Annotated in this window: 13 protein-coding genes; 11 read left to right on the forward strand and 2 right to left on the reverse strand. The window is 58.6% G+C overall.

Translation table 11 applies throughout. From position 1 onward, the window contains the following. Window positions 1-82: 82 nt before the first annotated feature. From CSC67_RS00745 to ampD, 3 genes are read left to right on the forward strand one after another with little or no spacing between them, the layout of a single operon-like run. Entirely contained in the window at window positions 83-928 is an 846-nt protein-coding gene (locus tag CSC67_RS00745; protein ID WP_118992607.1) for a cytochrome C assembly family protein, read from the forward strand. A 1-nt stretch (window position 929) separates the two neighbouring features. After that, on the forward strand, window positions 930-1193 hold the full coding sequence (locus CSC67_RS21280; RefSeq protein ID WP_167752701.1) for a PP0621 family protein: 264 nt from the start codon (window positions 930-932) through the stop codon (window positions 1191-1193). A gap of 57 nt (window positions 1194-1250) precedes the next feature. Beyond that, on the forward strand, window positions 1251-1835 hold the full coding sequence (gene ampD / locus CSC67_RS00755; protein ID WP_118992609.1) for a 1,6-anhydro-N-acetylmuramyl-L-alanine amidase AmpD: 585 nt from the start codon (window positions 1251-1253) through the stop codon (window positions 1833-1835). A 172-nt stretch (window positions 1836-2007) separates the two neighbouring features. Here the strand turns inward: ampD and htpG are convergent, their stop codons facing one another. Further along, window positions 2008-3915 carry a molecular chaperone HtpG gene (gene htpG / locus CSC67_RS00760; RefSeq protein ID WP_118993150.1) on the reverse strand — a complete coding sequence of 636 codons (1908 nt, stop codon included), beginning with the start codon at window positions 3913-3915 and terminating at the stop codon, window positions 2008-2010. Window positions 3916-4150: 235 nt separating this feature from the next. Between htpG and CSC67_RS21630 the strand changes: the two genes are divergently transcribed. From CSC67_RS21630 to CSC67_RS21490, 5 genes are all read left to right on the forward strand, one after another. Next, entirely contained in the window at window positions 4151-4276 is a 126-nt protein-coding gene (locus tag CSC67_RS21630; RefSeq protein WP_280812607.1) for a hypothetical protein, read from the forward strand. A 13-nt stretch (window positions 4277-4289) separates the two neighbouring features. Then, a complete protein-coding gene (locus tag CSC67_RS00765) occupies window positions 4290-5165 on the forward strand; it encodes a c-type cytochrome (RefSeq protein ID WP_118992610.1) in 876 nt (291 codons plus the stop codon). 42 nt (window positions 5166-5207) lie between these two features. After that, a complete protein-coding gene (locus tag CSC67_RS00770) occupies window positions 5208-6626 on the forward strand; it encodes a cbb3-type cytochrome c oxidase subunit I (protein ID WP_118992611.1) in 1419 nt (472 codons plus the stop codon). Continuing rightward, window positions 6604-7449 (forward strand): CbbQ/NirQ/NorQ/GpvN family protein, encoded by an 846-nt coding sequence (locus CSC67_RS00775; protein WP_118992612.1) that lies wholly within the window; start codon window positions 6604-6606, stop codon window positions 7447-7449. The genes CSC67_RS00770 and CSC67_RS00775 overlap by 23 nt, the downstream gene beginning before the upstream one ends. An 823-nt stretch (window positions 7450-8272) precedes the next feature. Next, on the forward strand, window positions 8273-9652 hold the full coding sequence (locus tag CSC67_RS21490; protein WP_245220079.1) for a nitric oxide reductase activation protein NorD: 1380 nt from the start codon (window positions 8273-8275) through the stop codon (window positions 9650-9652). A 90-nt stretch (window positions 9653-9742) separates the two neighbouring features. Here CSC67_RS21490 and CSC67_RS00785 read toward each other — a convergent pair whose 3' ends face one another. Next, window positions 9743-9874, reverse strand: coding sequence for an entericidin A/B family lipoprotein (locus CSC67_RS00785; protein ID WP_118992614.1), 132 nt, complete (start codon window positions 9872-9874; stop codon window positions 9743-9745). 1065 nt (window positions 9875-10939) lie between these two features. Between CSC67_RS00785 and CSC67_RS00790 the strand changes: the two genes are divergently transcribed. The 3 genes from CSC67_RS00790 to CSC67_RS00800 all read left to right on the forward strand — a co-directional run bounded on the left by CSC67_RS00790 (window position 10940) and on the right by CSC67_RS00800 (window position 14794). After that, a complete protein-coding gene (locus CSC67_RS00790) occupies window positions 10940-11638 on the forward strand; it encodes a hypothetical protein (RefSeq protein ID WP_118992615.1) in 699 nt (232 codons plus the stop codon). A gap of 102 nt (window positions 11639-11740) precedes the next feature. Beyond that, on the forward strand, window positions 11741-12859 hold the full coding sequence (locus CSC67_RS00795; protein WP_118992616.1) for a DUF4062 domain-containing protein: 1119 nt from the start codon (window positions 11741-11743) through the stop codon (window positions 12857-12859). 288 nt (window positions 12860-13147) lie between these two features. After that, the gene (locus CSC67_RS00800) at window positions 13148-14794 is read left to right on the forward strand and encodes a P-loop ATPase, Sll1717 family (RefSeq protein WP_118992617.1); all 1647 of its coding nucleotides are present in this window, start codon (window positions 13148-13150) and stop codon (window positions 14792-14794) included. The last annotated feature ends 98 nt before the right edge of the window (window positions 14795-14892 follow it).

The following is a 14892-nucleotide window of genomic DNA, read 5'->3' on the forward strand; positions in this document are numbered from 1 at the left end:
AAGAAACGGTTACGCTAACGCACTAAAATACGGGGGCAACCTGGCATTATGCCTCAACGCCCCTTCGGGATTTAACGGATCTATGTCTGCTGGCATTGTATTTCACTCGCTCGCCGCGCTGGCTTATGGCCTGTTGGCCGTCTCGCTGTGGCAGCCGCTGAAGGGCGGAGATCCGCAGACCAAGGTGGGAAGCGTGCGGCGCAGCTGCCTGCTGGGCGCCATCGTGCTGCACGGCGCGGGGCTGTACATGGCCATTTTGCAAAGCGCCAGCCATCTGTACCTGGGCTGGGCCCTGGCCCTGTCGGCCGCACTGTGGCTGGGCATGATCGTATTCTGGCTCGAGAGCCTGGTCATGCGCATCGATGGGCTATTGCTGATTTTACTCCCGGCCGCGGCCCTCGTCAGCGCCGTGGCCGCTGTGTTTCACCACGGCCATCTGGTCAGCAACGCGGCCGACGAATGGCTGCGCATCCACCTGCTGATCGCCCTTACCGCGTATGGCCTGACCACCGTCGCCGCCCTGCAGTCCTTGCTGATGGCCGCGCTCGACCGCTACCTGCATCGGCCGGTCGAGCAGGCGGGCGAACGCGGGTCGCTCAGCCGCGCGCTCGACGCCATTCCCCCGCTGCTGGTGCAGGAACGCCTGCTGTTCCGCCTGATCTGGATCAGTTTCTCCATTTTGACGCTTACCGTCATTTCAGGCGCCATCGTGTCGCAGCGGCTGACCGGCGTGCTGTTTCCGCTGGACCATAAAACCATCTTCACTTTGCTGTCGTGGCTGACCTTCGCCGTCCTGCTCGTCGGGCGCCACCTGCGCGGCTGGCGCGGCCGGCAGGCCCTGCGCTGGACGCTGGCGGGCTTCGCCTTCGTGCTGCTTTCATACAGCGGCAGCCGCTTCGTCATCGACGTCATTCTGCACCGAGGATAATGTGGGAAAACTCATTTTCTGGGCCATCGTCATCCTGGCCGTATTGCTGGTGGCGCGCATCCTGGCGCGCCAGCACGACAAGCAGGCCTCCGCGCCGCGCGCCGACTCCCTGCCGCGCCGGGGCGCCGCGCCTCCGGTCGACCAGCCCGAATCCATGGTGCGCTGCGCGCACTGCGGCATCCACATGCCCCGCTCCGAGGCTTTGCTGATCAACGGCGAAACCTGGTGCAGCAGCGAGCACGCCAAATTGGGGCAGCGGCGCTGACGTCCCGTATCGCGGCCGAAATTTCCCGCACAGCGCGAGCCCGAGGAAACGCAGACCATGACCACGCTGACACTCGATCGACACGGATGGCTCAAGCCCAAGCCGGGCGTGCAGCGCATGCCTTCGCCCAACTATGACGCCCGTCCGGCGGGCGTCGAGCCCTGCTTGCTCGTCCTGCACAACATCAGCCTGCCGCCCGGAGTGTTCGGCGGCAACGAGATCATCGACCTGTTTCTGAACCGGCTGGACTATTCCTCGCACCCCTGGCTCGAATGCCTGCGCGGCCTGACCGTGTCGGCCCACTTCCTCATACGCCGGGACGGCACCATCGTGCAGTTCGTCTCCACCGACCAGCGCGCCTGGCATGCGGGCGTATCGCAATTCGAAGGGCGCGAACGCTGCAACGACTTTTCCATCGGCATCGAACTGGAAGGCACGGACGTGCTGGACTATGCCGACGAACAGTACGCCAGCCTGAAAAGCCTCACCCAGGCGTTGAGAAACCAGTATCCCTTGCGGGCCGTGCGCGGCCACGAGCACATTGCCCCGGGCCGCAAGACCGACCCGGGCCCCGCTTTCGACTGGGGCCGTTACGGCAGGGAGAATGGCTGGTTCAGGCGTCAGATGCCGCCGGTCGCCTGAAAAAACCGCATCGCCAAGAGTGCGCCCGGGTTGGCGCCAAACTTCGAGGCACGACAAAGCGCGAGGCCCTTTTGATGCATGACGGCTCAAAGGCGACGCCCGGCCTGTCCCGCGGTCCGCCCGAAAGCCGGCGGCATCTTGAGTGATGCCGTCTCGCCCCGCCTCGAAGGCGTCAACCAAGCAGCAGCTTGTTCATTCGCTTGACGAAGCCCGCGGCGTCCTCGAGCTGCGCACCCTCGGCCAGCATGGCTTGGTCCAGCAGCAGCTGCGCCCACTCGTCGAAGGCCTCGTCCGGCGCCTGGTCGATGCGGGTGATGAGCGCATGGCCGGGGTTGATCTCGAGTATGGGCTTGAGCTCGGGCGCCTGCTGGCCGGCGGCCTGCAGCATGCGCCGCAGATGGGGGCTGAGCTCGTTGGCGTCGACCACCACGCAGGCGGGCGAATCGACCAGCCGCGCCGTGACACGCACCTCTTTCACCCGCTCGCCCAGGGCCTTCTGCAGGCGCTCGACCAGCGGCTTCATGGTCTCGGCCTGCTCGCTCTGCTGCTTTTTCTCTTCCTCGTCGGCCAGCTGGTCCAGATCGAGGCCGCCCTTGGCGACCGACACCAGTTTCTTGCCCTCGAACTCGTGCAGGAAGGAAAGCATCCACTCGTCCACGCGGTCGGACATCAGCAATACTTCCAGGCCCTTCTTGCGGAAGATCTCCAGCTGCGGGCTGTTGGCGGCCGCGGAATAGGATTCGGCCGTGATGTAGTAGATGGTGTCCTGCCCTTCTTTCATGCGGCCCACATAGTCGGCCAGCGCCACCGACTGCACCGGGCTGTCGGCGTGGGTGGAAGCAAAGCGCAGCAGCTTGGCGATGCGCTCGCGGTTGGGGGGGTCTTCGCCCGTGCCTTCTTTGAGCACCTGGCCGAACTGCTCCCAGAACTCGGCGTATTGTTCGGCCTGGTTCTCGGCCAGGTCTTCCAGCAGCGACAGCACGCGCTTGGCCGAACCCTCGCGGATGGCCTTGACGTCGCGGCTTTCCTGCAGAATTTCACGCGACACGTTCAGCGGCAGGTCGGCCGAATCGATGACCCCGCGCACGAAGCGCAGATAGTTGGGCAGCAGCTGCTCGGCATCGTCCATGATGAAGACACGCTTCACGTACAGCTTGACGCCGCGGCGGCCTTCGCGGTCCCACAGGTCCATGGGCGCCTGCTTGGGCACGTACAGCAACTGCGTATATTCGCTGCGCCCCTCGACCCGGTTGTGCGTCCAGGCCAGCGGGTCGCTGAAGTCGTGCGCAATGTGCTTGTAGAACTCCTGGTACTGCTCGTCGGTAATGTCCGACTTGGCGCGCGTCCACAGCGCGCTGGCCTGGTTCACCGTTTCCCATTCGTCGGTCTTGACCTGCTCGGACTTTTCGCTGTCCCACTCTTCCTTGCGCATCTGCACGGGCAGCGAGATGTGGTCGGAGTAGCGGCGCAGCACCTCGCGCAGCTTCCAGCCGCTGAGGAATTCATCGTCGCCCTCGCGCAGGTGCAGAGTGACCGAGGTGCCGCGATCGGCCTTGTCTATTTGCGCCACGGTGAACTCGCCCTGGCCGTCCGATTCCCATTGCACGCCCTCGGCGGCGTCCAGCCCGGCGCGGCGGCTGCGCACCGTGACCTTGTCGGCCACGATGAAGGACGAATAAAAGCCCACGCCGAACTGGCCGATGAGATGGGCGTCCTTCTGCTTGTCGCCGGTCAGGTGCGAGAAGAACTCTTTGGTGCCCGAGCGGGCGATGGTGCCCAGGTTGGCCACCGCCTCGTCGCGCGACAGCCCGATGCCGTTGTCGGAGATGGTGACGGTGCGCGCGTCGGCGTCGTACTCCACCCGCACCCGCAGGTCGGCATCGCCCTGCATCAGCTCGGGCTTGTCGATGGCCTCGAAACGCAGCTTGTCGCAGGCGTCCGAAGCGTTGGAGACCAGCTCGCGCAAGAAGATTTCCTTGTTGCTATACAAGGAGTGAATCATGAGATGCAGAAGCTGTTTAACTTCGGCCTGAAAACCCAGGGTTTCGGACGGCGTATTGGTAGATTCGGCTTGGGTCATTGTCTGATCGGTATAAATGGTTGAAAACTCAAGAAGATCCGCGCGCGCCTGGTCCGCGATGGCGCGGTTGCGGGCCACGCAAGGGCGCGCGGCAAATAAAACGTCGCATTCCAGATAAGGGCGAAAAGCCACATTTCAAGTGTGGGCACGATTGCCCGGCCCGCCATGCGGGCGTATAGTTGGCTCAGGCAATAAGGCTTCGTCGCCGCCAAAAATCAGAACAAGGGGATTACCAGTGAATGCACGAGTCCTGTTTTCGATTTTGCGCATCGTCAGCTATCTGGTCGTGTTACTGATGCTTGCCGCCATTGTGTACGCCGGCGCGACGGGCGTCCGCTACTGGTCCGGCATCGGCGTCTGACGAAGGGGCCGCCATGAACAAGCGCCAGACCAGAATCTTCGCCATTGCCTCCACCGCCGTCGCCAGCCTGGTTTTCCTGATTCTTACCGTCGACAGCCATCGGCAGTTTCCCAAGCTGACCAATTCGCAGAACATCACCGACGAAGTCGTGCGCGGCCAGGACGTCTGGCACGCCAACAACTGTATCAACTGCCATACGATACTGGGCGAAGGCGCCTACTACGCGCCCGACCTCACCAAGATCACCCAGCATCGCGGCGCGCCCTATCTGACGGCCTTCCTGAAAGACCCCTCGCAGTTCTACGACGAACAGCGCCACCGGCGCCTCATGCCCAATCCCAACTTGTCAGACCAGGAAATTTCCGACCTCATCGCCTTCATGGACTGGGTCTCGCATATCGACAACCAGGGCTGGCCGCCGCGCCCCATCCTGGTCACGGGCGGGTCCATTCCCGGCACCGAGCTCAGCATCGCGCAGCAGGACCAGTCCTCGGCCGCCGCCGGCACCGAACCCGGCAACCAGCCGCCCGGCGGGCGTCCGGTAGAAAGCTCCAACGACCCCATCGCGCTGGGCCAGGCCCTGTTCCACGAAGCCGTGCCCACCTGTGCGGCCTGTCACTCGGTGGCGCCGGGCGTCAACCTGGCGGGGCCCTCTCTGGCCAACCTCGCCGCCACCGCGCAAAAAGTCATCGCATCGTCCGACTACAAGGGCAAAGCCACCACAGTCGAAGAGTTCATTCACGAATCCATCGTGGAACCCAGCGCCTACCTGCATCCCGGGCCCATGTACTCAGCCAACGGCGTGTCGTTCATGCCGCCCTCATACGGCAAGGACCTCACCGAAGCGCAGATCGACCACCTGGTCGCCTATCTGGCCTCATTCAAATAACGAACGCCCACACTGGACAGCCCATCGGAACCTGGAGTCGCCATGCGTTATAAAACCCAATCCGTCGCCTACTGGTACTTCGCCCTGGCCATGATCCTGTTCGGCCTGCAGTTGGTGTTCGGCCTGCTCTCCGCGGCCAAATACCTGGGGCCCGACCCGCTGCTGAACATCATGGCCTTCGACGTCACCAAGACCATCCACACCAATCTGCTCATCGTGTGGGTGCTTACCGGCTTCATGGGCGCCACCTACTGGATCGTGGCCGACGAATCGCGCACCGAACTCTACAGCGCCAAGCTGGCCTATATACAGCTGATCCTCTGGGCCATCATGGGCGTCACCGCCGTCATCGGCTATCTCTTCGGCTACGGCACCGGCAACAAGCTGCTCGAGCAGCCCCTGCCGCACAAAATCGTCATCGTCATCTGCATGCTGATCTTCCTCTACAACATCGGCATGACCATCAAGAAATCCGGCCGCTTCACCACCACCGAAGGCGTCCTGCTGCTGGGCCTGGGCAGCTCGGCCGTGCTCTACCTGCCGGCCCTGCTGCACTACGAGAACTACGTCGTCTCCATCTTCTACCGCTGGTGGACCATCCACCTGTGGGTCGAGGGCGTGTGGGAGATGATCCAGGGCTCCTTCCTGGCCTACCTGCTCATCCGCCTTTCGGGCGCCGACCGCGAAGTGCTTGAAAAATGGCTGTACGTCATCGTGGGCCTGGTGTTCATCGCCGGCATCCTGGGCACGGCCCACCACTACTACTGGGTCGGCGTGCCCACCTACTGGCTGCCGCTGGGCGGCTTCTTCAGCGCGCTCGAACCCGTGGCCCTGGTGGGCATGGCCATGTACGCCTACTTTTCCATCCGCCGCTCGGGCGTGCGCCACCCCAACGTGCTGGCCCTGCACTGGACCATCGGCAGCGCCGTGTTCACCCTGTTCGGCGCCGGCCTGCTGGGCCTGGCCCACACCTTCCCCGACATCAACAAATGGACCCACGGCACGCTGATCACCGCCATGCACGGCCATGCCGCCTTCTATGGCGCCTACGTCATGATCATCCTGGCCGTCATCGCCTACGCCATGCCCACCATGACGCGCAACCGCTCCGAGGCCGGCAGCAGCCTGGGCTACTGGGCCTTCTGGCTGCAGATCGCCGGCATGTTCGGCATGACGCTTTCCTTCGCCACCGCCGGCATCGGCCAGGTCTACCTCGAGCGCGTGCTGGGCATCGGCTACCTCGACGTCCAGCTCAAGATCCAGGTGCACTTCCTCATGCTGGTGGCCACCGCCTCCCTCTTCGTCATCGGCGTCGTCCTGTACATATGGGACTTCTTCCGCCATGCGCCCATTTTCCTCAATGGCCATGCCCATGACGGCCAGAGCCATGCCGCGACCCACGGCGAAGGCGCCGCGCCGCCCCTGCACGACAGCCGCTATGCCAACGAACGAGTCACCTGACGTGCATCGCGAACCCGGCAACACGGTTGCCCGCCTGGCGACGGGCGAGCAACCGCCCTACTACCTGCCGTACGGCAACGAAATCCAGCTGTTCGAGCAATGCCACCAGAATCGGCTGGCCGTCATGCTGAAGGGCCCCACCGGCTGCGGCAAGACCCGCTTCGTCGAATACATGGCCTGGCGGCTCGGCCGGCCCCTGGTCACCGTCTCCTGCCACGACGACCTTACCGCCAGCGACCTCATCGGCCGCTTCCTGATACGGCATGACGACACCGTATGGCAGGACGGCCCGCTTGCCGCCGCCGTGCGCCAGGGCGCCATCTGCTACCTCGATGAAGTGGTGGAGGCCCGGCAGGACACCATCGTCGTCCTGCACCCCCTTACCGACCATCGGCGCATTTTGCCCATAGACAAGACCGGCGAAGTGCTGGAAGCGCCGCCCGGCTTCCAGCTGGTCATCTCCTACAACCCCGGCTACCAGCGCATGCTGAAGGACTTGAAGCCCAGCACGCGCCAGCGCTTCGTCGCGCTTGACTTCGACTTCCCCCCCGCCGAGCGCGAAGCCCAGATCGTCGCCGCCGAAAGCGGCATCGACACCGCCCAGGCCGCCGCCCTGGTCGCCCTGGCGCACAAGCTGCGCGCCTTCCAGGACCGCGGCCTGGCCGAAGTGCCCAGCACAAGGCTGCTGGTCGCCACCGCCGGCCTCATCGCGCGCGGCATTGCGCCGCGCGAAGCCTGCTACGCAGGGCTGGTATCGCCCCTTTCCGACGATGCTTCCCTGGCCGGCGCCATGCGTGACCTTGTCGACTTGAGTTTTACCTGAAGGGCCCATGGCCGAAGCCGAAGACGTACTGCAGGATGTTGCGCGCCACGCCACCATTTATGCGCGCAGCTTGTGGTTGAGGCATCGCGGACCCGACAACAAGCCTCGTCCCATTGTGCTGGCCCAGGTGGCCGAGCGGTTGGATCTGCTGGTGAGTGCTGTCTTTGGTCAAGGTTATGCATTGCGCGTCGCCCAGCCGCCGGCGCCGCCTACCATGCTGGTTCGATTGTTTCGGCGTCATGATGTGCACGGTGCTGTGGGTGGCGGCGTGCCGGCTACGGATGGGCATTCTATTTGGCTGCCCGTTGACGTCGGTGCCGTGGATATGCCCACGGCCATTGCGCGCTATCGCGCCATGGCGCTACAGCAGGCCACGCGCGCCTTGCGGGGCAGTGCCCCTGGGTTTGCGGACCTTCGGCATAGTCATACTGATCCAAACATCCCAGCGGGCTCCATGGCACGATCAGCATCTGTAGAGCAGCCGTGGACCGCGACGCATGCCGGCCCCGTGGCGCGGCCGAGCGCCGCAGGGCAGCTTTATACGGCACATAACGGCTCCGCAGCGCACTTGGAGCCTCTTATACGAGCCATATATCTACTGCTGGAAGCCCAAGCCGCCGATATCGAGTTACTACAGCGGCTGCCAGGCGCCACCAACGACGTCGCGGGTTTGCGTCATTGGGTGTTGCAAAGCCACCAAGCTAATCCGCCCACACTTCCCCCCGCCTGCCAGGCCGTGCAGGAACTGGAGCTGGCCATCTTAAGCAAAAACGCCGGGCAGGCTGCATCCAAACTGCCGTTCACCGCCACACCTGAAGAATCGATGGCGATTGCACATGACATCGCTGCGCGCCTGGCCACCGATTTCCCAAGAAACAAATTGCCCCAACGCCGCGCCCTGCTTCACGACGCCTGGACCGGCGACCTGTACCCGCCCGGCGCCCAGCCCCTGCTCGAACAGGAAGGCACGGCATCTCCTCAAGAAGAACAAAACCCCCATCCCCCCAGAAGCGCCCGCATGCCGCGCCGCCCCAAAGAACGCAAAGCCGACAAGGACGAAGACAAGCGCAGCCAGGGCACCTGGATGGTACAGACCGCGCCACCGCTCGAACAGGCCGAAGACCCGCGAGGCATGCAGCGCCCCGTCGACCGCGACGAAGACACCCCCGCCGAAGAATTCGCCGACGCCCTCTCCGAGCTTGACGAGGCTCGCCTCGTCTCCACCCCCGGCGCCGCCAAAGAAGTACTGCTCTCCGACGACCCACCCGACAAACGCAGCCTGCGCAAAACCAAACCCGCAGATACCCCCGCCCACCGCCTGCGTTACCCCGAATGGGACTACCGCCAGGGCGGCTACCGCCTGCCCGGCGCCGCCGTCCACCTGCTGACCGCCCAGACCGGCGACCAGCAGTGGGTCAACCAGACCCTGGAGCAATACCAGACCGTACTCGAAGCCATACGCAAGCGCTTCGACGCCCTGCGCGCCGAAAGAGTATGGCTGCGCCGCCAGATGGACGGCAATGAAATAGACCTGGACGCCTTCATAGAAGGCCGCGCCGACGTGCGCGCCGGCCTGCCCATGCCCCAGGCCCTGTACAGAATGCAGCGGCCCGAATCGCGCGACCTCGCCATCACCCTGCTCATAGACATCAGCGGCTCCACCGACTCCTGGCTGACCGGCGGCAAGCGCATCATCGACGTCGAACGCGAAGCCCTGCTGCTCGTGTGCATCGCCCTCGAACGCCTGGGCGCCCCCTACTCCATCCAGGCCTTCTCCGGCGAAGGCCCGCACAGCGTCACCCTGATCGAAGTCAAAGCCTTCGACGAACCCTACAGCAACGACATCGCCCTGCGCATCGCCGCCCTCGACGCCCAGCACTACACCCGCGCCGGCGCCGCCCTGCGCCACGCCACCGCCCTGCTCATGAAGCAATACGCCCGGCATCGGCTATTGCTGCTGCTTTCAGACGGCAAACCCAATGACGTTGACGAGTATGAAGGCCGCTATGGCGTTGAAGACATGAAGAAGGCTGTCGATGAGGCCAAGCTGCAGGGGATTTTTCCCTTCTGCCTGACGATAGATCGGCATGCAGCGGGGTATTTGCAGGGGATATTCGGAGTGCGGCAGTATGCCTTGCTGCCTAAAGCAGAGGCTCTACCCACCGTTTTGCTGGATTGGATGCGGAAGCTGGTGGCGCAGTAGTTACGGCCGGCAAAAAATATATAAGTAACTGGGCCTCCAAGCGATTCGCTTGGAGGCCTCAAAGAGCGGAACAAGAACCTAAAGCACTAGCTAGCGAGTCTTCTCCTGGATCTTCTCGCCACCGCGCTCAATGTCCTCGCCCGCGCCGTGAAACGTGTTCTTGCAACCGCCCACCAGCGCAGCAGCCGCCAAAAGAATAGACAACAAAGCTCGTGTTTTCATGTATTTTCTCCTAGAGTGGCTAGGGTGAGTTTGGACGTTTCGAGGGAAGTGAAACGCCTGGCGGGAGGGAAGCAAGTAGTGGGCCTGGGGAGATGACTAGAGAGACGCATGAGATCACTGTTTACCGTCTGTACTCGCGGCTGACTGATTGTGCGCCAAGGCTGTCATCTAGTTTTCGTTCGTAGCCGGCTGATAGCTGATATACCATTTCAACGTTTACAAATGTGTATAATTACGCCTTGCTTGCCACGCCCGGCGTTCTGCCGAGCGATCCATTCGACGCCCGGGTGGTGAAATTGGTAGACGCAGGGGACTCAGACCAAATTTGAGCCCTCCGGGGGAAACTCCAGAGGTGAAGCCCGTCAAACTCGGTGAAGGCCCTGGATGATAAGTCCGAGCTAATGCCGAGCCAAGCCCTGGAGCCGAAAGGCCCCTCGGAAGGTGTAGAGAGCAGACGGCGGGCACCTAAGGCAAAACGATAACACGCGATGCTACGGTGAAGGCGTGCTCCAGACCACGAACGCCGTTTCTTCGGAAACGTCGGCGGCGAAAGCCGAAGTGGGAAGAAAATCCCCCGCCGCAAGGCGTGCCGGTTCGATTCCGGCCCCGGGCACCAATTTCGGAAGGCCGTCTCTGTAATTATGCAGAGACGGCCTTTTCTTTTTTCTGATAAAAAACGGGCTTGCAGCGAAAAACTCAATATTCAACGCAAATCTCACGGCGAATATATTCCCCCAAAAGTGCCAAACAGCCGCGCTCACTCGCTCCTACTATCTAGCACAGCCGTTACCATTCAAGGTCTACGGCAGCACCCCAACAAACGTGCCCTCTTCCTTCACCAATCAAAACCGTAGTCTTTTACCTATTTTCAACATGCGCCAAAAAATGCTTGTCAATTCGCATGGAGTACAGGTCTGTTCAGCCTCAACCCACAAAGGCAGTTACATTTATTATGTACTAATGCTATCTTGTTTCAACTATCAACGATCCCACATCGCTATAGGATTGCTTCCTGCTACAGCGCTCAATCAAATGGATATTGATTCAAACAAGGAAAAGAGCCCCATGCTGACCGATGACAAACGTGCCATATTGCGAATGGCTGGCAACGAGGAACTGCTGATCCGTGCTGACGAGTTCCTTGCGACTCACAACCCGAAGGCTCTCCCGGCGTTAATTGTGCAGCTTTGGCCGACCCGAGATAAGACTCTTATCCTGGATGTTGATAATGAATCGATCCGCAAACGCTTTGCGGCAGGCGTGGAGGGTGACGATGGCTGGTGGTGCTCATTCAAGTCATACAGCCAAACAAAACCCACGCTCCATGGATTTGCGACCATGTCAGGATCAGAGGAACCAACGTGGGCGTGCGAAGCACATCATGATGCCCACTTTATTGCCGGCCTATGGCACTTTCCAACACTAATGCGAGAGTCACACAACGTTCCCGTACTAGCTACGTTTCATGCCCAGTTTTTCAAGGATTTTCTTATCCTTGTCCAATCAACACTGGGTAGTCAAGAAAGCGGAAAAGAAATCAAATTCAATGTGACGGCAGCTGTCGTTAGAGCCAGCAAGCTGTACTTCGCAGCAGAAGCGAAATTCGGAAACAGTTTTACGATTCGAGCAACTCCCTTATCTCAAGAGAACCTGCAATTTCCCATTTACAGAATCGAGCCAGCCCAGGAAGATTGGAGCACTACGGCCAATCAGATGGCACGAGCTCTGTGTGGTGCATACGGCGTCGCTGCACCGACACCATGATCGGCTCGACTCCATACTTCGGGGCACACCCTCGGCGTACAGAACCAACGATGACGCCATGAAACATAACAATCATAAGCCCACACAACTGAACGGAGCCATATGAAAGTCTTTATCAGCTCATTGATTGGTGGATTTGAATCCTATCGCGAAGCGGCACGATCTGCTGTGCGCACACTCAGACACGAGCCTGTGATGGCCGAGGACTTTGGAGCGTTACCCCACTCCCCCCAAATCGCTTGCCTGAAGGGCTTACGCGCTGCAGACCTGGTCATACTCGTATTAGGCAATCGCTATGGATATATACAAGGTACTTCCGGCGTATCACCTACCCACGAAGAGTACCTAGACGCACGTGGGAAGAAACCTATTCTTGTGTTCGTACAAGAAAGCAACGAACGCGAAGATGCGCAAACAACGTTTCTAACCGAAGTTCAGGCCTGGCAGGCAGGCCACTTTCGAGCCTCATTCACCACCGAGGAAGATTTACGCGAGCAGATCACCCGCGCCTTACATGAGTACGAGCTTGCCAACGCAGCCGGCGCACCCGACGTCACTCAGCTTCAGTTGACCGCAAATAAACTGATACCGCGCGCCAATAGTCAACACAATCACGGATCACCCATTCTAAACATCGCCATGGTGGGAGGGCCTCTCCAACGTATTCTGCGACCAGTACAACTCGAAAGCCCTACGCTCGTCTCCGATCTCCATCAGCAGGCGCTTTTCGGAAGCTCAAAATTGTTTAATGTCTCCGACAGTATGGAAAGTGGCATTGAAAGTGGCGAATTAGTTTTGCAACAACCCAATGGCACACGCATACAATTGAACGAACAAGGATCAATTTTTTTACGTGTGCCGCTGGCCAGTCAGAAAGGCTCTGCCAATCAGAACCTTCACTCAGTGTTTGCCATCATCGAAGAACATGTACAAAAAGCGATTGAGTCAGCCATTGCTTATGGCGCATGGGTGTTTGACCACATCGATGACACTCATCGACTCAGTCACGTGGCCATTGCAGCTTCGCTCGACGCGAGTGACTTTCTCGGCTGGCGCACGCAAGCCGAACAGGATGCCAACCCCAACAGCGGCACAATGCGACTAGGTCAGTCTGAGGATCGTCTACCCGTGCAGGTAGATCGCCCCCGTGCGGCGCTTCGATTCGAAGCGCATGACCTAGCAGAGGACCTGCTCGTTCCGCTTCGCCGCATGTGGAAATAATTAGATCAGCGGGGAGTGAAGTCTCTGATAGGTAGCTCGCCACTGAACAGGGACGAAGAGAGCGTGTTTACGGGCCAGCCTACGAATCATGGTTCGCCGGATTCTGCGTAAAACAAGTATCCGCCGGATACGGAAAAGACTGCGATTGAGCTGGTGATAAGACAGGCGGAAACCTTAGGGCAAGAGTGGAGCCATGTATGAATCTAAGCCCCAAGAGTCACCAATATACGAATATTAAAAATATAAAGCTGTATATCCATAACGTTTTTCAGCAAGCCGCCTAGAATAATGAAAAATTCATCTAACGTTTATCAGTCAGGGATACAGTTCCGCTTTAAAAAGGGAGACTCTATTGGAGAGCTCGATGCGGAAAGTGACGACCTTCTCTTAAGTGAATGCTTCGTTGACACCGGTGACTACGACACTCTTACCGATTGCAGTAAGCCACAGTGTGTCGCCGTTGGACGTACGGGCTCTGGAAAAAGCGCTTTGCTGAAAAGGGTTGTTCAGTGTGAGGAACGAGTTATAGAGATAATTCCGGAAAATCTCTCTCTCCAATATATATGCAACTCAGACATAATTAAATCACTCGAAGCGGCGGGGGCAAAACTTGATATTTTTTACAACCTTTTGTGGAGACATGTGCTATCCACAGAGCTGCTGAAATATCACTTTAAACTGAGTACCGAAGAAAAGACAAAAAGTTGGCTGAACAGTCTTCTCTCTAGCCTTAAGGCAAAAGACCAAGCCAAAGAGAGAGCAGTCAAATACATCAATGAATGGGGTGACAAGTTCTGGCAAGAAACCGAGTATAGGATAAAAGAAATCACTCAAAAACTAGAGACTGATATTCATGCAGAGCTAGGTGTAGATATTTCAACTGTCAATCTCTCCACTGCAGGAAAAAAACGCGAAGAGTTAGAGCAAATTACTGAGGTTGTAAACAAAGCCCAAAAAGTTATAAATAATATACAAATAAAATCGCTTTCGGATGTCATGCACTTTCTAAACGAAGATGTCTTTAACGACAAAAAGGTTAAGACATATGTCATAATCGATAAGCTCGATGAGGGCTGGGCCCCCGATCAGGTGCGATATAAGCTGATTCGCGCACTAATTGAAACATTGAAAAATTTTAGAGGAATTTCTTCAGTAAAAATTTTGGTGGCGATGAGGCGCGACCTACTGGAAACCGTATTTTCAGAAACTAGGGATGCTGGTTTTCAAGAAGAAAAATATGAATCCCTTTTCCTTGGGATAACTTGGACCAAGGGACAAATCAGAGAGCTCCTCGATAAACGGATACGTCAGCTCGTTAAAGCAAGATACACAGGGAGTAGCTTAGGGCTTGACACGATTTTTCCAAGGCAAGTAGGTCGTATAGATTTTCTGAACTACTTAGCAACACGTACGCTATATCGTCCACGCGACGCCATCGCATTTGTTAACGAATGCTTAGTCAGAAGCGAGGGAAAGCAGGCAATTACAGCCACAGTCATCCAGCAGGCTGAAATTGAATATTCTACAAAGCGCGTCCGAGCGTTAGAGTTCGAATGGATCACCCACTACCCAAAGCTTTTGGATTACTTTAGCCTAATTGAACGACAGCCCGACAGTTTCAGAATTTCGTCAATTTCAAGGGATAAAGTAGAAGCATATGCCTTAAGTCACATGGACAATATCAACTCCAATGATCCCTTAGATCATGCATCGACGAAATTTATTAATGGTGGTTCGACCCATGCATTTGCCACAACGCTAGTAAGATGCCTATATCACATTGGAGTTATTGGTATAAAGACTGACAGTTTCAGTCCGATTCGTTGGTCATATATGGAAGCGGTTTCTCCAAGTGAAGGACAGATCAAACCTAGCTCGACGATTTATATTCACCCCATGATATGGAGCCGAGTGGGGACGTTGACAAAATCCTGACATCCGACCTGTCCTGTACCGATTTTCGATACAGGACAGGTCCACTCCCAATTCCACCTAATTTCGCCAATATATGCTAACCCACTGATTAACAATAT

This window comes from Pusillimonas caeni (assembly GCF_003545815.1).
Lineage (GTDB): Bacteria > Pseudomonadota > Gammaproteobacteria > Burkholderiales > Burkholderiaceae_B > Pusillimonas > Pusillimonas caeni.